Annotated in this window: 23 protein-coding genes; 10 read left to right on the forward strand and 13 right to left on the reverse strand. The window is 67.6% G+C overall.

Annotated elements, in window-relative coordinates; translation table 11 throughout:
• Positions 1 to 66: 66 nt before the first annotated feature.
• Positions 67 to 1,281 (reverse strand): MFS transporter, encoded by a 1,215-nt coding sequence (locus tag LC407_RS13375; RefSeq protein ID WP_223482992.1) that lies wholly within the window; start codon positions 1,279 to 1,281, stop codon positions 67 to 69.
• Positions 1,282 to 1,386: 105 nt separating this feature from the next.
• On the opposite strand from LC407_RS13375, the gene LC407_RS13380 reads away from it, so the two are divergent.
• Positions 1,387 to 2,289, forward strand: coding sequence for a LysR family transcriptional regulator (locus LC407_RS13380; RefSeq protein ID WP_218788177.1), 903 nt, complete (start codon positions 1,387 to 1,389; stop codon positions 2,287 to 2,289).
• A gap of 102 nt (positions 2,290 to 2,391) precedes the next feature.
• Here the strand turns inward: LC407_RS13380 and LC407_RS13385 are convergent, their stop codons facing one another.
• Positions 2,392 to 4,512 (reverse strand): methyl-accepting chemotaxis protein, encoded by a 2,121-nt coding sequence (locus tag LC407_RS13385; protein WP_218788176.1) that lies wholly within the window; start codon positions 4,510 to 4,512, stop codon positions 2,392 to 2,394.
• A 183-nt stretch (positions 4,513 to 4,695) separates the two neighbouring features.
• On the opposite strand from LC407_RS13385, the gene LC407_RS13390 reads away from it, so the two are divergent.
• Together LC407_RS13390 and LC407_RS13395 are read left to right on the forward strand one after the other, a co-directional pair.
• The gene (locus tag LC407_RS13390) at positions 4,696 to 5,151 is read left to right on the forward strand and encodes an Rrf2 family transcriptional regulator (protein WP_223482993.1); all 456 of its coding nucleotides are present in this window, start codon (positions 4,696 to 4,698) and stop codon (positions 5,149 to 5,151) included.
• On the forward strand, positions 5,141 to 6,046 hold the full coding sequence (locus LC407_RS13395) for an NAD(P)/FAD-dependent oxidoreductase (RefSeq protein WP_099785826.1): 906 nt from the start codon (positions 5,141 to 5,143) through the stop codon (positions 6,044 to 6,046). Before LC407_RS13390 ends, LC407_RS13395 begins: the two co-directional genes overlap by 11 nt.
• A gap of 66 nt (positions 6,047 to 6,112) precedes the next feature.
• On the opposite strand, the gene LC407_RS13400 is transcribed toward LC407_RS13395, so the two are convergent.
• Positions 6,113 to 7,069, reverse strand: a complete 957-nt coding sequence (locus tag LC407_RS13400; RefSeq protein WP_223482994.1) for an aldo/keto reductase — start codon at positions 7,067 to 7,069, stop codon at positions 6,113 to 6,115.
• Positions 7,070 to 7,238: 169 nt separating this feature from the next.
• On the opposite strand from LC407_RS13400, the gene LC407_RS13405 reads away from it, so the two are divergent.
• Together LC407_RS13405 and LC407_RS13410 are read left to right on the forward strand one after the other, a co-directional pair.
• Positions 7,239 to 8,096, forward strand: a complete 858-nt coding sequence (locus LC407_RS13405) for a class I SAM-dependent methyltransferase (protein WP_025877590.1) — start codon at positions 7,239 to 7,241, stop codon at positions 8,094 to 8,096.
• An 80-nt stretch (positions 8,097 to 8,176) separates the two neighbouring features.
• On the forward strand, positions 8,177 to 8,716 hold the full coding sequence (locus tag LC407_RS13410) for a pseudouridine synthase (RefSeq protein ID WP_223482995.1): 540 nt from the start codon (positions 8,177 to 8,179) through the stop codon (positions 8,714 to 8,716).
• 91 nt (positions 8,717 to 8,807) lie between these two features.
• Here LC407_RS13410 and LC407_RS13415 read toward each other — a convergent pair whose 3' ends face one another.
• Both LC407_RS13415 and hrpB read right to left on the reverse strand, forming a co-directional pair.
• On the reverse strand, positions 8,808 to 9,197 hold the full coding sequence (locus LC407_RS13415; RefSeq protein ID WP_025877588.1) for a hypothetical protein: 390 nt from the start codon (positions 9,195 to 9,197) through the stop codon (positions 8,808 to 8,810).
• 128 nt (positions 9,198 to 9,325) lie between these two features.
• Positions 9,326 to 11,833, reverse strand: a complete 2,508-nt coding sequence (gene hrpB, locus LC407_RS13420; RefSeq protein ID WP_140228480.1) for an ATP-dependent helicase HrpB — start codon at positions 11,831 to 11,833, stop codon at positions 9,326 to 9,328.
• Positions 11,834 to 11,901: 68 nt separating this feature from the next.
• On the opposite strand from hrpB, the gene LC407_RS13425 reads away from it, so the two are divergent.
• On the forward strand, positions 11,902 to 12,699 hold the full coding sequence (locus LC407_RS13425) for a TatD family hydrolase (protein WP_025877584.1): 798 nt from the start codon (positions 11,902 to 11,904) through the stop codon (positions 12,697 to 12,699).
• A gap of 81 nt (positions 12,700 to 12,780) precedes the next feature.
• Here the strand turns inward: LC407_RS13425 and LC407_RS13430 are convergent, their stop codons facing one another.
• The 4 genes from LC407_RS13430 to LC407_RS13445 all read right to left on the reverse strand — a co-directional run bounded on the left by LC407_RS13430 (position 12,781) and on the right by LC407_RS13445 (position 17,094).
• A complete protein-coding gene (locus tag LC407_RS13430; protein ID WP_223482996.1) occupies positions 12,781 to 13,704 on the reverse strand; it encodes an NAD-dependent epimerase/dehydratase family protein in 924 nt (307 codons plus the stop codon).
• Positions 13,705 to 13,708: 4 nt separating this feature from the next.
• Complete coding sequence (panE, locus tag LC407_RS13435) at positions 13,709 to 14,647, reverse strand: 2-dehydropantoate 2-reductase (RefSeq protein ID WP_025877580.1); 939 nt, start codon at positions 14,645 to 14,647, stop codon at positions 13,709 to 13,711.
• Positions 14,648 to 15,328: 681 nt separating this feature from the next.
• On the reverse strand, positions 15,329 to 16,129 hold the full coding sequence (locus tag LC407_RS13440) for an ABC transporter permease (protein ID WP_025877578.1): 801 nt from the start codon (positions 16,127 to 16,129) through the stop codon (positions 15,329 to 15,331).
• On the reverse strand, positions 16,126 to 17,094 hold the full coding sequence (locus tag LC407_RS13445) for an ABC transporter ATP-binding protein (protein ID WP_051501690.1): 969 nt from the start codon (positions 17,092 to 17,094) through the stop codon (positions 16,126 to 16,128). Before LC407_RS13445 ends, LC407_RS13440 begins: the two co-directional genes overlap by 4 nt.
• Before the next feature lie 84 nt (positions 17,095 to 17,178).
• On the opposite strand from LC407_RS13445, the gene LC407_RS13450 reads away from it, so the two are divergent.
• The gene (locus LC407_RS13450; RefSeq protein ID WP_080149594.1) at positions 17,179 to 17,928 is read left to right on the forward strand and encodes a ferredoxin--NADP reductase; all 750 of its coding nucleotides are present in this window, start codon (positions 17,179 to 17,181) and stop codon (positions 17,926 to 17,928) included.
• A gap of 17 nt (positions 17,929 to 17,945) precedes the next feature.
• Here LC407_RS13450 and LC407_RS13455 read toward each other — a convergent pair whose 3' ends face one another.
• The 4 genes from LC407_RS13455 to LC407_RS13470 form a co-directional block, all read right to left on the reverse strand.
• On the reverse strand, positions 17,946 to 18,227 hold the full coding sequence (locus LC407_RS13455) for a DUF1883 domain-containing protein (RefSeq protein ID WP_025877572.1): 282 nt from the start codon (positions 18,225 to 18,227) through the stop codon (positions 17,946 to 17,948).
• 87 nt (positions 18,228 to 18,314) lie between these two features.
• Entirely contained in the window at positions 18,315 to 19,487 is a 1,173-nt protein-coding gene (locus LC407_RS13460) for a lytic polysaccharide monooxygenase (RefSeq protein ID WP_025877570.1), read from the reverse strand.
• A gap of 215 nt (positions 19,488 to 19,702) precedes the next feature.
• On the reverse strand, positions 19,703 to 20,872 hold the full coding sequence (locus LC407_RS13465; RefSeq protein WP_223482997.1) for a lytic polysaccharide monooxygenase: 1,170 nt from the start codon (positions 20,870 to 20,872) through the stop codon (positions 19,703 to 19,705).
• Positions 20,873 to 21,108: 236 nt separating this feature from the next.
• On the reverse strand, positions 21,109 to 21,594 hold the full coding sequence (locus tag LC407_RS13470; RefSeq protein ID WP_134833245.1) for a DUF1203 domain-containing protein: 486 nt from the start codon (positions 21,592 to 21,594) through the stop codon (positions 21,109 to 21,111).
• 271 nt (positions 21,595 to 21,865) lie between these two features.
• On the opposite strand from LC407_RS13470, the gene LC407_RS13475 reads away from it, so the two are divergent.
• Genes LC407_RS13475 through LC407_RS13485 form a run of 3 tightly spaced genes read left to right on the forward strand, consistent with a single transcriptional unit; the run spans position 21,866 to position 25,316 of the window.
• Positions 21,866 to 23,392 carry an alpha/beta hydrolase gene (locus LC407_RS13475; protein ID WP_032976837.1) on the forward strand — a complete coding sequence of 509 codons (1,527 nt, stop codon included), beginning with the start codon at positions 21,866 to 21,868 and terminating at the stop codon, positions 23,390 to 23,392.
• Positions 23,389 to 24,135, forward strand: coding sequence for an ATP-binding cassette domain-containing protein (locus LC407_RS13480; RefSeq protein ID WP_025877565.1), 747 nt, complete (start codon positions 23,389 to 23,391; stop codon positions 24,133 to 24,135). Before LC407_RS13475 ends, LC407_RS13480 begins: the two co-directional genes overlap by 4 nt.
• Entirely contained in the window at positions 24,132 to 25,316 is a 1,185-nt protein-coding gene (locus tag LC407_RS13485; protein WP_025877563.1) for an ABC transporter permease, read from the forward strand. The genes LC407_RS13480 and LC407_RS13485 overlap by 4 nt, the downstream gene beginning before the upstream one ends.
• The last annotated feature ends 15 nt before the right edge of the window (positions 25,317 to 25,331 follow it).

Genomic DNA, 25,331 nt, shown 5'->3' on the forward strand with positions numbered 1-25,331 from the left:
GAAGGAGGTGATCGCAAAGGGTAGGGCAGGGGCCGTGTGCATGCCGGCAACGGTGCATTGCATGCATCAGTGCGCGCTCACCGCAATGCCTTCGGCGCGATCGTCGATACCGTCGCGACGGTCCAGGCGGCCGCTGAGTGCCGTCAGTGCGAACGCACCGACCACCACCAGCGCACCCAGCCACGGCGTATGCATCAGGCCGATGTGCTCGACCACCAGGCCGCCCAGCGACGCACCCAGCGCGATGCCGATGTTGAAGGCGGCGATGTTCAGGCCCGAGGCCACATCGGTCGCCTGCGGTGCGTAGCGCTGTGCCTGCTTGACCACATACACCTGCAGGCCGGGCACGTTGCCGAACGCCACCGCGCCCAGTGCCAGCACGGTCAGCAGCATCAGCCAGGTGTTGTGGGCGGTGAAGGTCATGACCAGCAGCACGATGGCCAGCAGCGCGAAGATGCGCTTCAGCGCGGGAATCGGGCCCATACGGTCGGCCATGCGGCCGCCCCACAGGTTGCCGATCGCCACCGACACGCCATACACCAGCAGCACCAGGCTGACCGCGTTGGCCGAGAAGCCGGTGACGTCCTGCAGGATCGGCGCCAGGTAGGTGAAGGACAGGAAGGTGCCGCCGTAGCCAAGCGCGGTGATGGCATACACCATCAGCAGGCGCGGCTGCGCAAGCACGCCCAGCTGCTGGCGGAAGGTGGCCGGCGCGCTCTGTGCCAGGCTGCGCGGCACGAACAGCAGGCTGCCCAGCAGCGCGATCACGCCCAGGCCGGCCACGGCCAGGAACGTGGCGCGCCAGCCCAGGTGCTGGCCGATGAAGGTGCCCAGCGGCACGCCGGTCACCAGCGCCACGGTCAGGCCGGTGAACATGATGGCGATCGCGCTGGCGGCCTTCTCTTTCGGCACCACGGCGGTGGCGATGATCGAGCCGATGGAGAAGAACACGCCGTGGGCCAGGCCGGTGAGGATGCGGGCGACGATCAGCGAGGTGTAGCCCGGTGCCATCCATGCGATGACGTTGCCGAGGGTGAACAGCACCATCAGCGCCACCAGCAGGGTCTTGCGCGGCACGCGGCCGGTGAGCGCGGTCAACACCGGCGCGCCGACGGCCACGCCCAGGGCATACAGGGAGACCAGCAGGCCGGCCGAGGGCAGGCTGACCTGCAGGTCGGCAGCGATGGTCGGGATCAGGCCGACGATGACGAATTCGGTGGTGCCGATGGCAAAGGCACCGAGGGTCAGCGCCAGCAGGGCGAGCGGAATGCCACGGATCATGACAGTGTCCAGAGGGAAGGAAGGCGCGCAGTGTGCGCGGCCGACCTTTGCCGAAAAACCGGTCTTCACGCCAATCACTCTTGCCGCGTGGTCAATAATGGCGCCATGAAAACCACCCTCGACGAAATGCAGGCCTTCCTGGCGGTGATCGACAGCGGTTCGATCAGCGCGGCTGCCGAGCAGCTGGGGCAGACACCTTCGGGCGTGAGCCGCGCGCTGGGCCGTCTGGAGGACAAGCTGGGCACGACCCTGCTGACCCGTACCACCCGCCGCCTGCACCTGACCGCCGAGGGCGAGGCCTACCTGCGCCATGCGCGGGCGATCATCGATGCAGTGGAATCGGCCGAGGAACAGATGGCGGCGCGGCGCGAGCGTCCGGCCGGCCGGCTGCGGGTGGATGCAGCGATGCCGTTCGTGCTGCACGTGATCGCGCCGCTGGTGGCTGGCTACCGCGCGCGCTATCCGGACGTGCAGCTGGAGTTGAACAGTTCCGAGCGCTACATCGACCTGCTGGAACGGCGCACCGATCTGGCGATCCGTATCGGCCCGCTGGCCGATTCCACCCTGCATGCGCGGCCGCTGGGGCGCTGCCGGCTGCAGGTGCTGGCCAGCCCGGCCTATCTGGCCACGCACGGCCAGCCCGCCAGCGTGGTGGCATTGGGTCAGCACACGCTGCTGGGGTTCAACGAGCCGGAGTCATTGAACCGTTGGCCGCTGCCGGGCGATGCCGAGGGGCAGCTGCTGGTGCGGCCGGACATCGCGGTGTCCAGCGGCGAGACCCTGCGCACGCTGGCGGTGGAGGGCGTGGGCATCACCTGCCTGTCCGACTTCGTGACCGAACGCGACCGCGCGGCCGGCAGCCTGGTGCCGGTGCTGGCCGCGCAGACGCTGGATGTGTACCAGCCGATCCATGCGGTGTACTACCGCAACACGGCCGTATCGGCACGGATCAGCTCGTTCCTGGATTACCTGGGCGAGGCGATGGCCGCCTCGGATTACCTGCGCTGATGGAGTGTCCGGGTTGCCGGCCAGCGGCCGGCATTACCGGGAATCGCACGCATGGTAGTGCCGGCCACTGGCCGGCAACCCCCACACTGCCCGGTGGATCCGTCAGGCCGCGCGCGCCAGCGCACCCTTGCTCGCCGTCGCGGTTCCCAGATCAAACACATCCACCGCTTCGATCAGGCGATCCGCCTGCTGTTCCAGGCTGCGTGCCGCGGCGCTGGCTTCTTCCACCAGCGCGGCATTCTGCTGGGTGGTGCCATCCATCTGGATGATGGTCTGGCTGACCTGCTCGATGCCGGCCGACTGCTCCTGTGACGCAGCGGAGATCTCGGCCATGATGTCGGTCACGCGCTGCACCGACGCGACGATCTCGGCCATGGTGTCGCCGGCCTGGCGCACACGCTGCGCACCGTGGCCAACCTGTTCCACCGACGCCTCGATCAGCGATTTGATTTCCTTGGCCGCCGCCGCCGACCGCTGCGCCAGCGTACGCACTTCACTGGCGACCACTGCGAACCCGCGGCCCTGCTCGCCGGCACGCGCCGCTTCCACCGCGGCATTCAGCGCCAGGATGTTGGTCTGGAACGCGATGCCGTCGATGACGCTGATGATGTCGGCGATCTGCCGCGACGAGCCTTCGATCGCATCCATCGTCGCCACGACCTGGCCGACCACTTCGCCGCCGTGCGAGGCCACGCTGTGCGCACCGATCGCCAGCTGGTTGGCCTGCCGCGCGTGCTCGGCGTTCTGGCGCACGGTGGAGGTCAGCTCCTCCATCGACGCGGCGGTTTCTTCCAGGTTCGCCGCCTGCTGTTCGGTGCGGCGCGACAGGTCGTTGTTGCCGGCGGAAATTTCCGCAGCAGCGGTATGGATGCTGCCGGAGGCGTGCTTGATGTCGCTGACGATCGTCGCCAGCTGTGCAGCGGTGGCGTTGGCATCCCCCGCAATGCGGGCGAACACGCCCTGGAAGTCGCCGTCCATACGCGCACCCAGTCGACCCTCGGCAATGGCACGCAGCATGGCCGAGACCTCGCCCAGGTTCTGTTCGGTGGTCTGCATCAATCGGTTCAGGCCATCGACCATCGCGCGGAAATCATGCTCGAAGCGCGCACTGTCGCCGCGCTGGCTGAAGTCGCCCGCTGCCGCAGCTTCGGCCAAGCGGCGGATCTCGCCGTTGATCGCGCCCAGGTTGGATTTCACCGCATCCAGCGCCTGGGTGATCACGGCCTTCTCGCCGGGCAGGCGCTCCATGTCCAGGCTGAGATCGCCCACTGCATAGCGGCCCATGATCGTGATCGCGCGCATCTTCACCTGGATGTGCGCATCGACCAGGGTGTTGGTGTCGGCCACCATCGTGCCGTAGGCGCCGGGGAAGGCGCTGCTGTCCATGCGGTGGCTGATCGTGCCGGCGTCGTGTGCCCTTGCCATCGCGGTCTGCGCATCAAGCACGCCACGCAGGGTGCTCTGCACGGCCTGCATCGCCTGTGCCAGGCGACCGATCTCGTCGCGGCTGCGCACCTGCACCACGTGGTCGAGGTCACCGGCGGCAACCGCACGCGCGGCCGCTTCCACCGCCAGCACCGGCTGCACCACGGCGCGCCGCAGCCACCAGCCAAGGGCGATCAGCAGCAGCACGGCGGCGCCGATGGTCAGCGCGGCGCATACCACCAGCACCTGTCGGGAATCCTGCGAACGCGCGGTCACTGCAGCCTCGGCTACCTCGGTGGCACGCACGCTCAGGGCATCCAGCGCACTGGCCACCGGACGGTCCTTGCCGCGCACCAGGGAATCGCCAACCGCCGGGTCGTAGCTGGCGTCAGCGAAGGCCTGCAGTGCGGCGTGGTAGTCCTGCTGCAACTGTGCGTGCAGGCCGGAAAACGCCTGCGCCAGTTCGCGCGTGCGCGCATCGGGGCTGGCGGCCAGGCCCGTGGCCAGTTCGGCAACGACGCGGCCTTCGTTGTCGAAGGCCTGCAGGTGATGCTGGCGCAGCGCGTCATCGTGGCCGCGCAGCAGCACGTTCTTCCACTCCTGTACCTGTCCGCGGAATTCGCGTTGCAGGCGCTCGGCGTCACGGCTGTGGGCAACCTCCGGCGGTACGTCGGTGGACAGCTTCAACCAGGCCGACGCCAGGCCCGCCAGGGCGCATACCAGGACAACAGCCAGACCAACAGAAACGGCACCGAGCAGCTTCGACTGCAGCCGCGGCGCATGGGAAGAGGCTTTCATGGGACGAGATCTCGGAAGGGGTGCGATGCGGTATCGACCGTCCTTTAGCGCTCTGAAGTGCGATGCGTGTCACATTCCCGTTCTGTTTAGTGATGTGAAGAATGTGTTTCATTGGACAAATGTGTCCATATGGAACGAAAGAAGACCCTCGACAGGTGGTTTAAATGTAACCATTGTTGTTACATGAAATCCGCGAACCCGCTTTCCGACGCCCTGCACGTGATGGCCCATCTGGTCGGCCAGCACGGGCCGCGAACCTCCGAACAGCTGGCAACCTGCCTGCCGACCCATCCGGTGGTGATCCGCCGCCTGCTGGCGCAGATGCACAAGGCCGGCCTGGTACGCAGCACGCGCGGCCACGGTGGCGGCAGCCAGCTCGCCCGCGATGCGGCGACGATCACCCTGCATGACGTCTACCAAGCCATCGGCGCGCCGCCGATGGTCCGGGTCGGTACCCGCGAAGGCAGGGGCGGCTGCCCGATCCAGCAGCTGGTCAACCAGGCCCTGCTGGAGAGTGCCCGCGAAGCGCAGCGCCTGCTCGAGCAGCGGCTGCAGGCAACCACCCTCGACCAGCTTGGCGCCGACTTCGCCCGCCATCTTGCCCATCACCGTTCCCTGGAAGGTCACCATGAATCCTGATGTCCTCATCGTCGGCGGCAGCTACGCCGGCATCGCCGCCGCACTGATCCTGGCGCGTGCGCGCCGGCCGGTCACGATCATCGATGCGGGTTCGCCGCGAAACCGCTTCGCCAGCCATTCGCACGGCGTGCTGGGCCTGGACGGCATCAGTGGCGCCGAATTGTTGAAGAACGCGCGCCAGCAACTGCTGGACTACCCGACCGTGCGTTGGCTGAATGCCGAAGCGGTGCAGGCCACGCTCCGCACCGAAGGTGTGGAGGTGCGTACGGCCGACGGCCAGGTACTGACCGCGCGCAAGCTGCTGCTGGCCACCGGTATCGCCGACCAGCTGCCCGATCTGCCCGGCCTTGCCGAGCGCTGGGGCAGCACCGTGCTGCACTGCCCGTACTGCCATGGTTATGAAGTGGGTGGCGGTTCGATCGGCCTGCTCGGCGGCCATCCGATGTCGGCCGGCAAGGCGCCGCTGTTCGCCGACTGGGGCAACGTCACCTTCTTCAGCCAGGGCCTGCCGATCAGCGAGGAGGAGCTGGCCGCCATGCAGCAGCGCGGCGTGCAGGTGGAAACCACGCCGGTGGTAGGTGTGCACGGCGAGCAGCCGACGTGGCTGGAAGTGGAACTTGCCGACGGTCGCCGAGTCGCCCAGCGTGCGCTGTTCGTGCCGGCCATGCAGCAGATGGCCACGCCGCTGGTGCAGCAGCTGGGTTGCGCGCTGGTGGAGAGTCCGCTGGGCGTGCTGGCCGAGGTGGACATGATGAAACAGACCTCGGTGCCGAACGTGTACGCCGCCGGTGATGCGACCACGGTCGGCAACATCACCCTGGCCATGGCAGAAGGCGTGCGCGCGGGCATCGGCATGCACCATGCGCTGGTGGCCGAGGACAGCCTGCCGCGCTGAGGCAAAGCATCCACGCATGGCGCGGATCCGTTGAAGGGTGCCGACGTTGGCCGGCACCCTCCGCCTTCAACCTTCCACGCTGGCCGCATCCAGCTGTGCCACGTCATGCACGCTAAACGCCACGTTCGCCGCCGCCAGCAGGTCGTGCAGCTGCTCCACGCTGGTGGCACTGACGATCGGTGCGGTGATCGACGGCCGTGCGATCTGCCATGCCAGCGCGATCTGCGCGGCAGTGGCGTTGTGCTTGCTGGCCACGTCATCCAGTGCCTGCAGAATGCGCAGGCCGCGCGGGTTCAGGTAACGCTTGACCACGGTGGCGCCGCGCGCGGAACTCTTGCCGGCATCGTCCGGCGTGCGGTACTTGCCACTGAGGAAGCCGCTGGCCAGTGCGTAGTAGTTGATCACGCCGATCTGCTCGCGCTGCACCAGCGGTTCCAGTTCCTTCTCGTAGCCGGCGCGGTCGTACAGGTTGTACTCCGGCTGCAGGGTTTCATAGCGCGGCAGCCCGTAGTCGGTGGAGACCTTCAAGGCATCGGCCAGACGCGTGGCGCTGTAGTTGGACGCGCCGATCGCGCGTACCTTGCCCGCCTCGATCAGGCGACCGAACGCGGCCAGGGTCGCTTCCAGCGGCGTGGATTCATCGTCCTCGTGAGCCTGGTACAGATCGATCACCTCGGTCTGCAGGCGACGCAGCGACTCCTCCACCGCCGCATTGATGTTGTCCGGGGTGAGGCCGGGGCGCTCGGCCCATTTGGCCACCTTGGTCGCCAGCACCACCTTGTCGCGCTTGCCGCTGCGCGCGAACCACTTGCCCAGCAGCGTCTCCGACTCGCCACCCTGGTTGCCCGGCACCCACGCCGAGTACACGTCGGCGGTGTCGACCAGGTTGAAGCCGGCATCGACGAAGGCATCCAGCAGGGCGAAGCTGGCCTTCTCATCAGCGCTCCAGCCGAACACGTTGCCACCGAAGGCGAGCGGAGCTACATGCAGGCCTGAACGGCCCAGTTCGCGGTTTGCCGTCATGGGCACGGACTCCTTGGGGGAAGTCCTTCAGGATAGAACGCGATGTGTGACCGCGCTGCGGCGCTGACCACAAAACTGTGTTCCGCACCGCGCACGCGGCTAACGTTTTGTGAACACCTGCGGCGCGGCGGCTGCTAGTCTCGCCGCATCTTCCGCTGGAGTCGCCCCGATGATTGCTGCCTCATCCCTGCGTGGTTGCCGCCTGCTGCTTGCTTCGGCGCTGCTGGTTGCCGTTCCCGCATTCGCCGCGCCGGCCACGGTCGCACCGGCAAAGATCCAGGTGTCGCCCGCGATCGATGCCGCGGTGAAGGCCTCGACCCGCGACCCCGCCAACGTCAAGCGCGACGGTTTCCGTCATCCTGCGCAGACCTTGGGCTTCTTTGGCGTCGCGCCGGAAAAGACCGTCATCGAGATCACCCCGGGCAACGGCTGGTACTCGGAGATCCTGGCGCCGCTGCTGCGCGACAAGGGTCATTACATTGCCGCGGTGGTCGATCCGCAGGCCGTGGCTGAAGGTCGTGGCCGCGACTACCAGCAGCGCAGCCGCGACAGCCTGGAAAAGAAGTACGCCGCCGCACCGGCACAGTTCGACAAAACCACCGTGGTTGCCTACGACCCGGCCAAGCCGGTGTTCGGTGCAGCCAACTCGGCGGACGTGGTGCTGACCTTCCGCAACGTGCACAACTGGCGCAAGGCCGGCCAGGCGCAGGGCATGTTCCAGGGCTTCTTCAACGTGCTCAAGCCGGGTGGCGTGCTCGGCGTGGTCGAGCACCGCGCCAAGGCCGACGTGGCCGACGCTGACGACACCGGTTATGTGGGCCAGCAGCAGGTGATCGCGATGGCCGAGGCCGCCGGTTTCAAGCTCGACGCGCGCACCGAGGTCAATGCCAACCCGCGCGATACCAAGGACCATCCGAATGGCGTGTGGACCCTGCCGCCGACCAACCAGCATGACAAGGCGGATGACGCCAAGTACCAGGCCATCGGTGAAAGCGATCGCATGACCCTGCGTTTCGTGAAGCCGTGACCCGGTAGCGCCGGGCCATGCCCGGCGAGCACGCGGCGTGGCATGGGACAATGCCCTGCCCGCCGCCTGCCGTCCCCGCGATGCTGATTGCCTTCAACAAGCCGTTCAACGTGCTCTGCCAGTTCACCGACCGCAGCGTGCCGCCGCGGCCGACATTGGCCGGCTTCGGTTTGCCGCCGCGCGTCTACGCTGCCGGCCGCCTCGACCATGACAGTGAAGGCCTGCTGCTGCTGACCGACAACGGTAGGCTGGCGCATAAGTTGACCGACCCGAAGCACAAGGCGGACAAGCTCTACTGGGTGCAGGTGGAAGGCACGCCCAGCGATGGGCAGCTGCAGCAGCTGCGCGATGGCGTGGTGCTCAATGACGGGCCGACGCTGCCGGCGAAAATCGAGCGCCTCGATCCTGCGCCTGAACTGTGGCCGCGCGATCCGCCGGTGCGCTTCCGCAAGACGGTGCCCGACAGCTGGCTGGCGATCACGATCCGCGAGGGGCGTAACCGCCAGGTGCGGCGGATGACCGCTGCGGTGAACCTGCCGACGCTGCGCCTGGTACGCGCTGCAATGGGGCCATACCGGCTGGATGACCTGCAGCCCGGGCAGTGGCGGCAGATCGGCTGAAAAAAAAGGGCGGAGGCCTTGCGGCGTCCGACCCTCGTGCAGCGTCATGGGGTCAGAGCCCTTCCTGCGGAAGGGATCCGACCCCGGTCAATCAGGCATCGCTGCCGATATCGCTGTGCTCGTCGACCACGGTGTCGTTGCGCCGATCGCGCGCGTTGATGCGCTGGGCCTGGCCGTTGACCACATGGCCATTGGCGGCCTTCTTCTTCTGCTGCTTGCGGTACAGCGCATAGCCCAGCAGGCCTACGCCCACGGCAGCTGCCGCGATGGTCACCGCCGGATTGCGGCGGGCGAACTTGGTGGCGACCTTGCCGCCGGTCTTCACCGCGCCAAGGGCGGCACCGGTCTTGATCCAGTCGCTGGCCTGCGGGCCGAGGTGACGCAGGCTGCCGCCCGCGCTCTTCAGGCCATCGCCTGCGGTATGGGCCAGGTCGAGGGCGCGCTCCAGGGCGCGGTCGGTGATTACGGTCAGCTTGCTCATGCGGGGGTGTCCTTGCCTCGGGTCGAAGTCCAGTGTCGCCTGTTGCCCGTAAACGGTATGTCAGTCAGGCGGGCGCGTGGTGTGACTCTACCGCAGCCATTCAGGAACGGGCGGGGTGTCGGCGCGCATTACGTCCCGCGTGGCTTGGCCCGGTGGGTCGCCGTAGCCGTCCAAGGGTCGTCCGGCCACGGGTGGCGCGGGTAACGGCCCTTCATCTCTTTCTTCACCTCGGCGTAGGTGTTTTCCCAGAAATTGCGCAGATCCTGGGTGACCTGCAACGGCCGGCCACCCGGCGACAGCAGGTGCAGGGTCAGCGGCACCCGGCCATCGGCGATGCGTGGCGTATCGGCCAGGCCGAACAACTCCTGCAGCTTCACCGCCAGCACCGGCGGCAACGGCTCGCCGCTTTCGCCGTCCAGCGCGTAGCTGATCGGCCGCTCCAGCCCTGACGGCACGGTGATCCGGGTGGGCGCGTGGCGCTCGACCAGCTGCCGTTGCGACCATTCCAGTGGCGACTTCAGCGCTTCGCCGAAACTGGCCTCGTCCAGTGCATCCAGCCGTGTCCTGCCCGCGAACGCCGGCTGCAGCCACTGCGCACGGTTGGCCAGCAATGCGGCATCACTGCAGTCGGGCAGGCCCAGCTCCGGCATCCAGCGCCGCAGCGATTCCACCCGTGCCTGCCACTGGCGCAGACCGTCGGTCCATGGCAATGCCTGCAGGCCAAGCTCGGCAACGGCGTCGGTCAGTGCCTGCGCCGCCAGCTGCGGATCAACCCGGCCAGCCGAACGGCTGTCCATCACGATGCGGTCGAAGCGTGTTTCGCGCAGCGCGACCAGGGCGCGGCGGGTGTCATCCCAGCGCACCGCGTCTTCGGTTACGAAGCGCTCGGGCCAGTGCCTGCGCAGATAGCCTTCATCCACCGGTGCGGCGCGCAGCAGCAGCGCGTCGCGCGCCTCGAAGCGCAGTTCGCTGGCCACCAGCCACGGTTCGCCCCGCAGGTCGCTCAGTTCATGCAGGCGGGCGCTGCGGCCGTTGGCCAGCAGGTAACGCAGCGGGTCGTTCGGATGCTGGAAGGCAATGCGATCGGGGAAGGCATGGGCCAGCAGGTCGCCCAGTTCGTGGGCCTCGATGCTGGCGGGCGGTGTAGCGTCACAACGCAGGCGACGGCGCCACTGTTTGGCAGCGGCATCGATGGCGGCCAGGCCACTGCGATTGGCGTCGGCCGGCGCACGGCCGTTGCGGAAGGCCGCCAGTGCGCGCCAGCGTGCGGCCAGTGCATCACCGCCCTGGCGCAATGGGTCACGAGCTTCCAGCAATGCCGCCAGATCGGCGGCCAACGCCTGCGCGCGGGCATCAGCTGCGGCCAGCAGCATCGCGGCCATCCGCGGGTGGGTGCCCAGCGCCAGTACGCGACGGCCGAGTGCAGTGATCGCGCCGCTGCTGGACAACGCGCCCAGGCGCTGCAGCAGTTCGCGTGCGGCGGCCATCGGCCCGGTCGGTGGCGGGTCAAGGAAGCGCAGGTCGCTGCTGCCCCAGGCGGCCAGTTCCAGCGCAAGGCCGGCCAGTTCAACCTGGTCGATCTCGGCGCGACGCTGCGGTTCCAGCCGCTGCGACTGCGGCCACAGCCGCCAGGCCACGCCCTCGGCCACGCGCCCGGCACGGCCGGCACGCTGGTCGGCCGAGGCCTGCGCAATGGCGACCACGTCCAAGCGGGTGAATCCACTGTTGGGGTCGTAGCGGGGCTCGCGCGCCTGGCCGCTGTCGATCACCACGCGCACGCCGGGCAGGGTCACCGAGGATTCGGCGACGTTGGTGGCCAGCACCACGCGGCGGCGGCCGTCGCTGGCGGCCTGCAGCACGCGCGCCTGCTGTTCCACCGGCAGTTCACCGTGCAGGGCCAGTACGTCCACCGCAGCGCCAGCAAGACTGTCCTGCAGGCCTGCCTGCACGCGTGCGATCTCACGTTGGCCGGGCAGGAACACCAGCAGGTCACCGGGGTGCTCGGCCAGCGCCTGCTGCACCGCGCGCCGCACCTGCAGTTCCAGCGCCTCGTCACGCCGGGCAGGGAAGTGGCTGATCGCCACCGGATAGCTGCGGCCTTCGCTGCTCAGTCGTGGTGCATCGAGGAAGCGCGCCAGGCGTTCACCATCGAGCGTCGCCGACATCACCAGCAACCGCAGGTCATCGCGCAGCTGCGACTGCACGTCCAGCGCCAGCGCCAGGCCCAGGTCGCCACTGAGGTGGCGCTCGTGGAATTCATCGAACAGGATCGCACCCACGGTTTCCAGCATTGGATCGTCCTGCAGCATCCGGGTCAGGATGCCCTCGGTGACGACCTCGATGCGCGTGCGCGCCGATACCTTGTTCTCGAAGCGGATGCGGTAGCCGACGATGCCGCCGACCTCCTCACCGAGCTGGCGCGCCATGAACATCGCGGCACTGCGCGCGGCCACCCGGCGTGGTTCCAGCAGGATGATCCTGCGGCCCTCCAGCCACGGCGCATCGAGCAGCGCCAACGGCACCTGGGTGGTCTTGCCCGCGCCAGGCGGGGCTTCCAGCACCAGCCGCGGGTGCACGGCCAGGTGCTGCTGGATCTGCGGCAGCAGCGGAGAGATGGGGAATTGCGGGGCGTTCATCTGCAAAGGATAAGGGGCCATGGCGGGCACGGGTACAATGCGCGGGTTTTCCTGCCTCTGCTGCCCCCATGCATCTGATCGATATCGGCGCCAACCTGACCCACGACTCCTTCGACCGCGACCGCGACGCCGTGCTGGACCGCGCACGCCAGGCCGGTGTGGTGCAGATGATCATCACCGGTGCCAGCCGCGAGCATTCGCCGCTGGCCCTGCAGCTGGCGCAGCAGCACCCGGGCTTCCTGTACGCCACCGCCGGCGTGCACCCGCACCACGCGGTGGAGTACACCGACGAGTGCGATGCGGAGATGCGCGCGCTGCACGCCCATGCCGAAGTGGTGGCGGTGGGAGAGTGCGGGCTGGATTACTTCCGCGATTTCTCGCCGCGCCCGGCGCAGCATCGCGCGTTCGAGCGCCAGCTGCAGCTGGCCGCAGACAATGGCAAGCCGCTGTTCCTGCACCAGCGCGACGCGCATGCCGATTTCATGGCGCAGATGAAGAACTTCGAAGGCCGCATCGGTCCGGCCGTGGTGCACTGCTTCACCGGCGAGCGCCAGGAGCTGTTCGATTATCTCGACCAGGACTGGTACATCGGCATCACCGGTTGGCTGTGCGACGAGCGGCGCGGTGGCCACCTGCGCGAGCTGGTGAAGAACATTCCGGCCAACCGGTTGATGATCGAGACCGACGCACCGTACCTGCTGCCGCGCACCTTGAAGCCGATGCCGAAGGACCGCCGCAACGAACCGGTGTTCCTGTCGCACATCGTGGAAGAGCTGGCGCGGGACCGTGGTGAGGATGTGCAGACCACGGCGGCAAACGCCACGGCTGCCACGCGTGCGTTCTTCCGGTTGCCGGACGCCGCCTGATCGGCAAACGGTAGTGCCGGCCGGGAGCGCCCGGATCCGGTAGCGCCGGGCCATGCCCGGCGAGCGAAGCGGTCATATCCGTCAGCGGGGAGCGTCCGGATCCGGTAGCGCCGGGCCATGCCCGGCGAGCGAAGCGGCAAGATCCGTCAGCCCTTCCCGATACGTTGGAAACCGCGGCGTCCAGCCCAGCGCGTCGCGCGTGCTGCGGCTGTCGATGCGCTTGCTGCTCTGGTAGAAGCGCCGCAATGTCGCGCTCACTGATGGATCGTCCCAGGCCACCGCGGGCGGCAGGGTAAATCCCCCCAGCTGCGCAGCGAAGGCCAGTACATCCTGCGGCGGCGCCGGTTCGTCATCGCTCGGCAGATACAGTGCGTTGGCCATGGGGCGTTGCATCGCGGCGATCACCACCGCAGCCAGGTCGTCCACGTGCAGGCGATTGAACACCAGCCCTGGCCGCACCACGTGCCGCGTGCGGCCCTGCGCCAGCTGCAGCAGCGCGTTGCGCCCGGGTCCGTAGAGGCCCGGCAGGCGGAACATCGCCGAGGCGATACCGCGCGCATCCGCCAGCGCACGCCATTGCGTTTCGGCGAGGCGACGCTGCATGCCTGCCGGCCCGGTGGCATCGGCCACGCTGTGCTCATTGATCCAGCCACCGTCGCGGTCGCCGTAGACCGAGGTCGACGACAGGTAACCGAGCCAACGCAGTGAACTGCTGTCGCGCAACGCGGCATGCAGCAGGCGCAGCGCCGGGTCGCCCTCGGCATCGGGAGGGACGCTGCACAGCACCGCGTCGGCATGGGCAATCGCAGCGAGCAGGCTCGGGGCAAGCGCGGCGTCGGCACGCAGCTGATGACGCGGCAGGCCATCGCCAGGTGCCGACGCCGGATCGCGCACCGTGCCTTCCACGTGTACGCCCTGGGCCTGAAGGCGCGCGGCCAACACGCGGCCACTCCAGCCCATGCCGAGGATCAGTACGCGCTTCGGCAACGGGCCAGGCATGTTCATCGGATCACACCGAGCGCTGGGCCTGGTAGGCCTGCAGGCTGCTGTAGGCGACCTGCAGCAGCAACGCTTCCTGGCCCGCGGCGCGCGCACGCGCCAGCATGTCGCCGACGATCTGGGCCGCTTCCACCTGCTGGCCTGCCTCCAGGTCGCGCAGCATCGACGCCTTCAACGCCGAACCGGCCTGGGTCAGGGTGCCACGCGCGGTGTCCTGCGCCGCCTGCGGCACCGGCTCACCCGCTGCTTCGGCCACCGCCAGGCATTCGTCATAGAGCCCACGCACGATGGCGTCGCCGTCGTCGGTGGCCACGATCGTGCCGATGTCCGCACGCAGCAGGCAGGTGGCTGCCGCCAACGCGGTCAGGAAGGTGTACTTGATCCATTGTTCCTGGCCGATGTGCTCACTGGCCAGATGATCGAGATTGGCCTGCGCACACGCTGCTGCGAACGCCTGCACGCGCGCGGAGATCGCACCGCCATCGCGTTCGCCGAAGGTCAGCTTGGCCGGCTTGCCCAGGTGCAGCACGGCGCCATCAGGCGCCTTGGTCGCACTGATGAAGCACAGACCGCCGAGCACGGCGTCGCGGCCGAAGCGCGCGTCGAGCGCGTTGTAGTGATGCAGGCCGTTGAGGATCGGCAGCACGGTGGTGCCCGCGCCCACCGCCGGGGCGATGGCATCGATCGAGCTGTCCAGGTCGTAGGCCTTGCAGCTGAGGATCACCAGATCGAACGGCTTGTCCGCGGCCAGCGCAGGCAGGGCATCTGCGGTGACGTGCTGCACCGGGAACGTGGCATCGCCCACCGGGCTGCGCAGCACCAGGCCATCACGATCCAGCTGTGCGGCGCGCGCGGGGCGCACGAGGAAGGTCACGTCCACGCCAGCCTGGGCCAGGCGACCACCGAAGTAACCGCCGGTACCGCCGGCGCCGAGGATCAGGATACGCATTGCACGCTCACTGCAGTTGGGGGATTCACTGCAGCGATTGTGCCGGAGTTTGCGGCCAACGGCTGAGCCCCTCGTGGTGGTTTGAAGCGCAAGCTGTGTTTGGGTCGGGCGGGGTGGGCTCACGGGGGACGCCGCAAGTACGTCCGTGTAGGCTTGGCCGCGCCATCCATGGCGCGGACACCCCCGCGAGCCCACCCCGCCCGACCCCTGACGGTTTCCGTGTGCGTCCACCACGGAAAACAAAGAAGAAAATCAAAAGCAACAGCGGGTCGCTTCGCTCGTTCCACGCGATCATCTTTCCGATGGATCTATATCCATCAGCTCACAAACGAAAAGAGCCGAGCAGATGCTCGGCTCCATCGCGAATGCTTCATCCACGCATGGCGTGGATCTACTGTGTCGACCAGGGTCGACACCCACCAACAGCAGCACAGACGCCGTTCCGACAGCAGCGGAAAACTGTCGAAGGCGGGGTGGTGTCGGGTTGCGGGGTGTCCGCGCCATGGATGGCGCGGCCAAGCCTACAAGGACGTACTTGCGGCGTCCCCGCAACCCGACACCATCCCGCCATCCCACGGATATCTCGCTTTTGACGTTGACGTTGCTGTTGCTGTTGCTGTTGCCGGCCAGCGGCCGGCACTACCACCGCGGGTGCAGGGCCGCAGGCCCTGCAGAACAGCCTCAGCTGCGCATGCCCACGCCACGGCGCAACAACCACAGCGCCAGCGCCGTCAGCACCACCACGAAACCGATCATCAGCGCATACGCCACCACCACCGGCACATCGCTGCTGCCCAGCAGGCCATAGCGGAACGCGTTGACCATGTAGAAGATCGGGTTCGCGTGCGTGGCCGCCTCCGCCCATGGCGGCAGCAGCTCCACCGAATAGAACACGCCGCCCAGGTAGGTCAGCGGAGTCAGGATGAAGGTCGGCACGATCGCCACGTCATCGAACTTCTTCGCATACACCGCGTTGATGAAGCCGGCCAGCGAGAAGATCGTCGCGCCCAGGATCACCGTGGTCAGCGTCACCAGCGGATGCGGGATGCGCACCGGAGTGAAGAACATCGCGATGATCAGCACGATCACGCCCACCATCAGGCCACGCAGCACCGCACCGGCCACGTAGCCCCACAGGATCACCCAGTTCGGCATCGGGCTGACCAGCAGCTCTTCCACGTGGCGGCCGAACTTGGCGCCGAAGAACGAGGAGCTGATGTTGCCGTAGCTGTTCTGGATCACGCTCATCATCACCAGGCCAGGCACGATGAACTGCATGTAGGTGTAGCCGCCCATGTCGCCCACGCGCGAACCGATCAGGCCGCCGAAGATCAGGAAGTACAGGGTCATGGTGATCGCCGGCGGTACCAGGGTCTGGCCCCAGATACGCATGATGCGGGCGACTTCGCGGCGCACGATGGTCATCAGTGCGATGCGGTTGCGCTGGCCGTCGGTCAGGACCGGGGTCGGGGTGCTGCTCATGCGGACGTCTCCTGGTTGCCGGTGAGGCGCACGAACAGTTCCTCCAGGCGGTTGCTCTTGGTACGCATCGAGCGCACGCGGATGCCCGCCGCGTTCAGTGCCTCGAACACGCGGTTGAGGTCCATCGCACGCGGCATGTCGATGTCCAGCGTATGGCCGTCGGTGGCGGTCAGGGTTGCCCCCTCGATCACCGGCAACTGGGCGGGCAGGGTGCCGTCGATGTCCAGCAGGAAGCCTTCCACGTCAAGCTTGGCCAGCAGTTCGCGCATCGGGCCCTGGGTGACGATCTGGCCGTGGTCGATGATGGCCAGGTTGCGGCACAGGTGCTCGGCCTCTTCCAGGTAGTGGGTGGTGAGGATGATCGTGGTGCCGGCGGCGTTGATCTCCTTCAGCACCCGCCACATGTCGCGGCGGATCTCGATGTCCACGCCAGCGGTCGGTTCGTCCAGGATCAGCAGGCGCGGTCGGGTCATCATCGCGCGGGCGATCATCAGCCGGCGCTTCATGCCGCCGGACAGGGTGCGGCTCATCACCTGCGCCTTCTCCCACAGGTGGGCGCGCTTGAGCTCGACTTCGGCCATCTGCTCGGCTTCGGCGCGCGGCACGCCGTAGAAGCCGGCGTAGTTCACCAGGATGTCGAAGGGCTTTTCAAACAGGTTGAAGTTGATCTCCTGCGGCACCAGCCCGATCAGGCGCATGGTGGCGCTGCGGTTGCGCACCAGGTCGCTGCCGAACACTTCCACCTGGCCCTCGCTGAGGTTGACCAGGGAACTGATGATGCCGATCAGGGTGGACTTGCCGGCACCGTTCGGGCCCAGCAGGGCGAAGAAGTCGCCCGGGGCCACTTCCAGCGAGACCCCTTTCAGGGCCTGGGTGCCGTTGTCATAGGTTTTACGCAGGTCGCGCACGCGCAGGGCGGGCGCCGTATCGTTCAGGGAAGCCAAGCTCGAAGCCTTCGCGCCCATGGGCTGGCGCTGGAGAGGGGCGGGGAAGGTCTATTATAGAAGACCCCGAGGGCTTGCCCCGGCTACACACTGTCCCGAAAAGTCGTGCCTGTCCAATTCCCCATCAAACTGGTCGACCGCCGCATGCTGGCGCCCTCCATCGGCCATTACCAGTTCGTGCGTGACGACGGCCAGCCGTTGGATTTCCAGCCCGGCCAGTTCATCCAGGTCCATTTCAGCTACGCCGATGGCACCGAAACCAAGCGCAGCTATTCGCTGGCGACCATCCATGACCACGCGCTGGGGCCAGGCGAGGCGGTGGATATCGCGGTCAGCTTCGTACCCGGTGGCGCCGCCACGGCGCTGTTCGAGGCGCTGGACATCGGCGGCCAGGTCAGCGCGTCCGGTCCCTACGGTCGGTTCTGCCTGAACCCCGGCGACCACAACGGCCGCTACCTGCTGATCGCCACCGGTACCGGCGTCACCCCGTACCGCTCGATGCTGCCGTTGCTGGCAACGGCGATGGCCGAGCGTGGCGTGCAGGTGGTCCTGCTGCAGGGCGCCCGCAGCCCGGGGGAACTGCTGTACAGCGAAGACTTCTACAGCTTCGCCGAAAAGCACCCGAACTTCCGTTATGTGCCTTGCCTGTCGCGGGAACTGCCGGCCGAGCCGCACCCGGACGTACACCATGGCTATGTGCAGCAGGCGCTGGCGGCGTTCACGCCGGACCCGGCCACCGACATCGCCTACCTGTGCGGCAATCCGGACATGGTCGACGCCTGCGCCGAAGCGCTGAAGGCGGCGGGCCTGGGTAATCCGCAGATCCGCCGCGAGAAGTACGTCAGCAGCAAATAAGACCGCTGCCGCCGGGATCAGGCAGGTGGCAAGGGGCGCGGCAGCACCTGCACCGAGGCTTGGGTGCTGCCCGCCAGTCCGGCCATGTCTATGGTCAGATGCCATGGGCCCGAAGAGGGCACCGTGAGGTGGAAGGGTGACGTGCTGACCAGCCCGCCGTGGAACTGATGCCTTCGCCCATTCCGGTAACTGGCCAGATTGCTTGGTGTCATCAAGCGCACGTTGGCGGCGCGGGTCAGAGTGATTTCAATCACGTCACCCGCCTGCAGGATTCCAAGGTCCCATTTCAGGTAGTTCATCTGCTTCTGCCCTCCGGATGGCCGTTGCGAGTGCAGGCCGCGGTGATCAGTGGAGGCAGCCAGCGGCTGCCTCCGGCTCCTTCCCGGTCAGTACGGCACCCACGCATCGCGCCAGGCCGAACCCACGCCCGGCCGGTAGGCCTCGGCGTTGACGTTGCACCACGCGCCTTCCGGGAACGGGCGGCAGGCGTACAGCTTGCCGTCGGTGCCCTTCACCACGGTCTCGCCGGGCTTGTAGCTGCCAAGTCCGGCCGGGTACACGAAGTCGTAGTCGCCACCCGGCGGTGGATCCACAGGATCGACCGGATCCGGAACGCGCGTGTCGAGCTGGAACCGATGACCCGGCTTCAGATAGACGCGGTTCTCGGTGGCCGAGGCGATCGGCCTGATCACACCATTGTTCATCACACCAACGCGCGCCTGCTGTGCACTGGCGTTGACCGCATGGGCCAGAGCCAGCGGCCACTGGTTCGCCGCAGTCTGGCCGGCGGCCAGGGTGATCTCCGGGCGCTCCAGATCGTTGCCTTGGGCGTTGAACACGCGCAGGGTCAGGGTGGTGCCCACTTCCAGCGCGCCGCGGGCGGTGACCGGACCGGCATCCTGCCATTGCGGTGGCGGCTCGACGCCACCGCCTCCCTCGAAACGCACGTCCATGCAGGTATAGAAGGCCTCGGCCGAATCCGAGCGCTGCCAGGTGTTGTAGATCAGGTGCTGGCCGCTGCGCTGGGGCAGTGGGCAGTCCAGCTTGTAGACACCGCCCGCGGACAACGGGACGTCGCCCAGCGTGCAGAACTCCTGCAGGTCGGCCCAGCGCAGCGGGCTGCCCGGCTGCCAGCCATCGCGGGTGACGTAGAACTTCCATTCGCGGGTGGCATGCGGGGCGGAGGCAAGAAATTCAAAGGTGTAACGGCCGTTGCCATCGGCGCGGATCGGCGTGGTCGACCAATCGGACCGGTCCAGATCCAGGCCGCGGTACTTGCTGTTGCCACCGCTGCACAGCTCGCCGTCGGGAACGACTGCCTGGTGGTTGCCATTGGCATTGGCCTGGTTGATGCCGGCCCAGTCGTAGAAGGGCTGTGCGCCGCCGATGTCCTTGGCCGCAGCACAGGCGGGGTTGGTCGGCTGCTCTGGATTGCCCTGGTAGCAGGCGTACACCCGGCTGGTGGGTTTGGACATGGTGCCGTGTGCCAGCGCGCTGGCAGAGGCGCCCAGGCTGGCGATGGCAGCCACCGCGAGAGCAAGTCGATTGAGCGGTTGCATGATGGGGTCCTGTGGACGGTGGAAGGTCCAGCGAGTCTCCACACGATGCACAGCGCCAACCATTCAACGATTCCGAAAAGCTGCAGGCTGCGACGGGATGTGCAGTGCCTGCGCGAACGGGTTAACACTTCAAGCCGGACCCGCAGGCCTGCCTCTGCCCCATTGCAGAAGCGGGGCGGCACGCGCGCGCCGCCCCCGCTCAGTCACTCAGTCACTCAGTACGGCACCCAGGCATCGCGCCAGGCCGAACCCACACCCGGCCGGTACGCCTCGGCATTGACGTTGCACCACGCGCCTTCCGGGAACGGGCGGCAGGCGTACAGCTTGCCGTCGCTGCTCTTCACCACGGTCTGCCCGGGCACGTAGCTGCCGATACCGGCCGGATACACATGGTCGAAATCACCGCCGGGTGACGGCGTACCCGGATCTGGCACCTTGGTGTCCAGCTGGAAGCGATTGCCATCCTTCAGGTACACGCGGTTGTCGGTGGCCGAGGCGGTGGGCGTGATCGCGCCGTTGCTGAGTACGCCGACGCGCGCATGCTGGGCAATGGCGTTGACCTTGCGCGCAAGCGCCAACGGCCACTGCGCCGGCGTGGTCTGGCCTGCGGCCAAGGTGGCTTCCACGCGTTCCACGTCGTTGCCGTTGGCATTGAACACACGCAGCGCCAGGGTGGTGCCCACCGGCAGCTCGGTACGTGCAGTCACCGGCCCGGCATCCTGCCACTGCGGCACCGGCGTGGTACCGCCGCCGCCTTCAAAGCGCACGTCCATGCAGGTATAGAACGCTTCGGTGGAATCGGCGCGCTGCCAGGTGTTGTAGATCACATGCTGGCCGCTGCGCTGCGGCAGCGTGCACTGCAGCTTGTAGGTGCCATCGGCCGACAGCGGCGTGTTGCCCAGCGAGCAGAATTCCTGCAGGTCGGCCCAGCGCAGCGGGCTGCCCGGTTGCCAGCCGGCGCGGGTGACGTAGAACTTCCAGTCGCGCGTAGCGTGCGGGGCGGTCGCCTTGAACACGAAGGTGAACCTGCCGTTCGCATCGGGCTGGATCGGTGTGGTCTGCCAGTCGCTGCGCTCCAGGTCCAGGCCGCGGAAGGTCGGGTTGTTGCCGCTGCACAGCTTGCCGTCGGGCACCACGGCCTGATGGTTGCCGTTGGCGTTGGCCTGGTTGATGCCGTTCCAGTCGTAGAACGCCTGCGAGCCGGCCACTGCCTTGGCGGCCGCGCAGGCCGGGTTGGTGGGGTTCTCCGGGTTGCCCTGGAAGCAGGCATAGACGCGGCTGACCGGGGTGATCATCGTGCCGTGTGCAGTGGCGTTGCCGGCAACGCCAACACCGGCGCCAACGAAGACGGTGGCCAACAGCAATGGGGTGTATCGCAGAGACATGGCGCATCCTTGTGGTCGTCGAAGGGAGCGGTGACCGCAGCACCCACGCCGTATCGCGCGACGGACGATGAGCGGTACCGCCGCGAGTATCGAGCTGCAACACGCAGTGGGAAACCACGTCAATGCCGATCCGTGACTACGTGTGTGAAGCCCTTCCCGCAGGCTTCACGCCACACTGAACGAACACGCTGGCGGTCACGCCTGCGGCGCGGCGACGATCACGTTCCCGTGCAACGTCATTGCCGCGGGTGGCCGACCCGATTCACCTGGCACGAAAAGCATCCATGTCCTGCGTTGTGCAGCTGCACGAAGGCCACCGTTGTATCGGCGAACAGCCGGTCCAGGTGCGTGGCAACCTCGGTGCCCTGGCAGACCAGGCCGCTCAGCATGAAGTCCGCGCTGTCATAGGCGCGCACCGAGATCAGCCGACGCTGCACGTAGGCAGGTACCACGCCCGCTGGCAGCACGCAGCGGGTTGCACCGCGCTGCACGAAGATCGGGCCCGAGGCGCGGTATGGCGAATGCGTGGCCAGGTGTGTGTAGGGCAGCAGAAGCAGTTCTGCACCGGCAGGCGCGTCGGTCAGGCTGACCCTGCAGGGGTAGCCGCCGCTGTCGCCGGCGCGCCGGCGCACGATTCCCCGCGCGGCCAGCGCATCGTCGCTGGATTCGAAAAGCGTCTCGAACGGCTGGTGGTCGATGCCACTGAGTTGCCACGGATGCATGGAGTGTCTCCTGGTTCTGCGCGCATTCTGCCGGCGCCACGGGCCGCCTGCTCGCCATTTTTCGCCACCTGATCGCGCTGGCCGATACCGCCCTGTACCGGGCAAAGGCCGAGGGTCGCAACCGTCTGGTGGCCGTGCCGACGCCGGCCCAGGACATCCGCCTGTCGCCGCCAGCGTCCGGCGCGTGTAAGTTGGGTCACATTCGATTGGTCACATCTGCCGCGGCACACCGTCGTGGTGGACAGGAACATCCCCAGGGGAATCACGCACGATGCAAAGACACCATTTCGCGCGGGCCGGGTTGCTGGCCAGCATGCTGATTGCCGGCTGCAGTGCACCGCCGCAGGCAGGGTCCGACGGCGCGGGCGATACACCCAGCCGCCGCTACGGCCAGATCGATTTCCGCCCCTGCACGCTGGCCACCGAAGGCGCCAATGCCAACGTCGAGGCGCAGTGCGCGACGTTCCAGGTGCCCGAAGACCGGAGCAGGCCGGATGGCCGCAGGATCGATCTGCGCGTGGCCTGGCTGGAGTCGGGCAACAGCGGTTCGGGCCTGCCGGACCCGGTGTTCTTCCTGGCCGGCGGACCTGGCCAGGCGGCCAGCGAGGTGGCCGTCATCGTCGATACGGCACTGCGCCAGGTGCGCAAGCAGCGCGACATTTTCCTGATCGACCAGCGCGGCACCGGCGGCTCCAATCCGCTCAGCTGCCTGGGCGCGGACGGCAAGGAGCTGCCGATGGATGAAGACGCTGCGCCCAGCGAGGCGCTGCTGCGCGAGTACGCCGAGCGCTGCGCTGCGTCGCTGAAGGGCCGTGCCGATCCGCGCTTCTATACCACCGCCGAAGCCATCGCCGATCTGGACGCGGTACGCCAGGCGCTGGGCGCCAACACGCTGAACCTGGTCGGTGGCTCGTACGGCACCCGCGTTGCCCAGCGCTACGCGGCCGCGTACCCGCAGCACACCCGCAGCATCGTGATCGATGGCGTGGTACCGAACGAGCTGGTGGTCGGCGGCGATTTCGCCACGACCTTCGACAACGCGATCACCCTGCAGTCCGAGCAGTGCCGCAAGGATGCTGTCTGCAGCAAGCGCTTCCCGGTCGACACCCGTGCGCAGCTGCGCAGCGTGGTGGAAACCCTGCGCCGCGCGCCGGTCACGGTCGACTACCGCGACCCCGGCACCAACGCACCGCGGCAGGACGTGCTGACCCCGGACAGCGTGGTCGGCCTGGCGTTCGCCTTCTCCTACGTACCGCAGTACTCCTCGCTGTTGCCGCTGGTGCTGGATGAAGCGGCACAGGGTCGCTATGCACCACTGGCGTCGCTGGCGCGCGGTGCGACCCGCAGCATGGATTTCCAGATCAACCGCGGCATGCAGTGGTCGGTGATCTGCAGCGAAGACGCTCCGCGCTACCAGGCGCCGGTCGAAAGCAGCGACAGTCTGGTCGGCCCGGAAGTGGCGCGCGCGTTCTTCGCCGCCTGTCCGGTGTGGCCGCACCAACCGGCTGCGGCGGCTGCGGCAGTGCCGCTGCACAGCGACCTGCCAGTGCTGCTGCTGTCCGGCGAACTGGACCCGGTGACGCCGCCGCGTTACGCCGAGCAGGTGCTCAAGGGCCTGCCGAAGGGACGCGCGCTGGTTGCCCGCGGCCAAGGCCACGGCACCCTCACCGCCGGCTGCATGCCACGCCTGCTCGGCCAGTTCATCGACACCACCGATGCCAAGGCGCTGGATGCCAGCTGCCTGGACACGCTGAGCTACGTGCCGGCGTTCACCTCGTTCAACGGATGGGCCCCATGATCGTCGCCGACAACCTGCACAAGGCCTTCAATACCCGCACCGGTCGCATCCAGGCGGTGGCCGATGTCGGCTTCCGCGCCGAGGATGGCCGCATCACCGGCCTGCTCGGGCCGAACGGCGCCGGCAAGACCACCACCATGCGCATGCTGTACACGCTGATGACGCCCGATGAAGGCAGCATCACCGTCGATGGCATCGACGCGGCCCGCGATCCGGTGGAAGTGCGTCGCCACCTCGGCGTGCTGCCGGATGCACGTGGCGTCTACAAGCGGCTGACCGCACGCGAGAACATCGCCTACTTCGGCGAGCTGCATGGCCTGTCGGCGTCGCGCATCCGCGAACGCATCGAAGTGCTGTCGCATGCGCTGGACATGGCCGACATCCTCGATCGGCAGACCGATGGCTTCTCGCAGGGCCAGCGCACCAAGACCGCCATTGCCCGCGCGCTGGTGCACGACCCGCGCAACGTGATCCTTGATGAACCCACCAACGGCCTGGACGTGATGACCACCCGCGCGCTGCGCCGCTTCCTGCTGGGCCTGCGCGAGGAGGGGCGCTGCGTGATCCTGTCCAGCCACATCATGCAGGAGGTCGGCGCGCTGTGTGACCACATCGTGATCATCGCCAAGGGTACGGTGATGGCCGCCGGCAGTGCCGATGAACTGCGCGCGCAGTCCGGCGAGCCCAACCTGGAAGATGCGTTCGTGAAACTGATCGGCAGCGAAGAGGGCCTGCACGCATGAGCATGATGTCGACCCTGATGACGGTGATGCGCAAGGAACTGCGCGACCTCTCGCGTGACCGCCGCACACTGCTGCTGACCCTGCTGTTCGGCCCCGTGCTGTACCCGCTGCTGATCCTGGGCATGGGCAAGCTGGCTGAAAGCCGCGTGCGGATCCAGATCGAACAGCCGCTGCAGATTCCGACCATCGGTGCGGAGAATGCGCCGAACCTGGTGCGCTTCCTGGCGGCGCAGGGATTGAACGCCGCGCCGGCACCGAAGGATCTGGCCGAAGCGATCCGCTCGCAGGAGATCGACGTGGCCCTGCGCATCAGCCCTGAGTTCGGCAAGGACTGGGCCGATGGCAAGCCTGCGCTGGTGGAAGTGATCCGTGACAGCACCCGTCGTGCCGCCGAAGTGCCCAGTGCGCGGCTGCAGGCGGCCCTGGCAACCTACAACGGCCAGGTTGGTGCGCTGCGCCTGATGGCGCGTGGCGTCGATGCACAGGTTGCCCGACCGCTGGATGTGGCCACCCAGGACATGGCCAGTGCCGAGGCCAAGCGCGGCATGATGCTGTCGATGCTGCTGCCGGTGCTGCTGACGCTGACCTCGTTCATCGGTGGCGCCTACCTGGTGATGGATGCCACCGCCGGCGAGCGCGAACGGCAATCGCTGGAGCCGTTGCTGGCGACCCCGGGGTCGCGCAGTGCCATCGTCAGCGGCAAGATCGCCGCCGCCTGCGTGGTCGGGTTCGCCTCGTTGCTGCTGACCTTGATCGCGTTCAAGGCCAGCGCACAGATCGCGCCCGGCAACGTCGGCCGGCAGCTCAACATGAACATCGGCTCGATGCTGCAGATGCTGCTGGTGATGGTGCCGATGCTGCTGATCGGCACCTCGTTGCTGACCTTCCTCTCGGCTGCGGCCAAGAGCATGAAGGAAGCGCAGAGCCACATGACCTGGCTGGTGCTGCTGCCGATGCTGCCCGGCTACGCGCTGATGGCTTACCCGGTGAAGAGCGAGCTGTGGCAGTACGCGGTGCCGTTCCTGTCGCAGAACCAGATGCTGCTGAAGGTGATCCGCCACGAGGACATCAGCCCGACCATCTGGGCGATCTACCTCGGCGCCAGCCTGGCGCTGGCCGCCGTGCTGTGGTTCGCCGCCGTGCGCCGCTACCACAACGAGCGGCTGGCGATTTCCGGCTGAGTGGAACCGGTAGCG

Origin of the sequence: Stenotrophomonas sp. OVS01A, from assembly GCF_019969775.1 — a bacterium.
Lineage (GTDB): Bacteria > Pseudomonadota > Gammaproteobacteria > Xanthomonadales > Xanthomonadaceae > Stenotrophomonas > Stenotrophomonas indicatrix.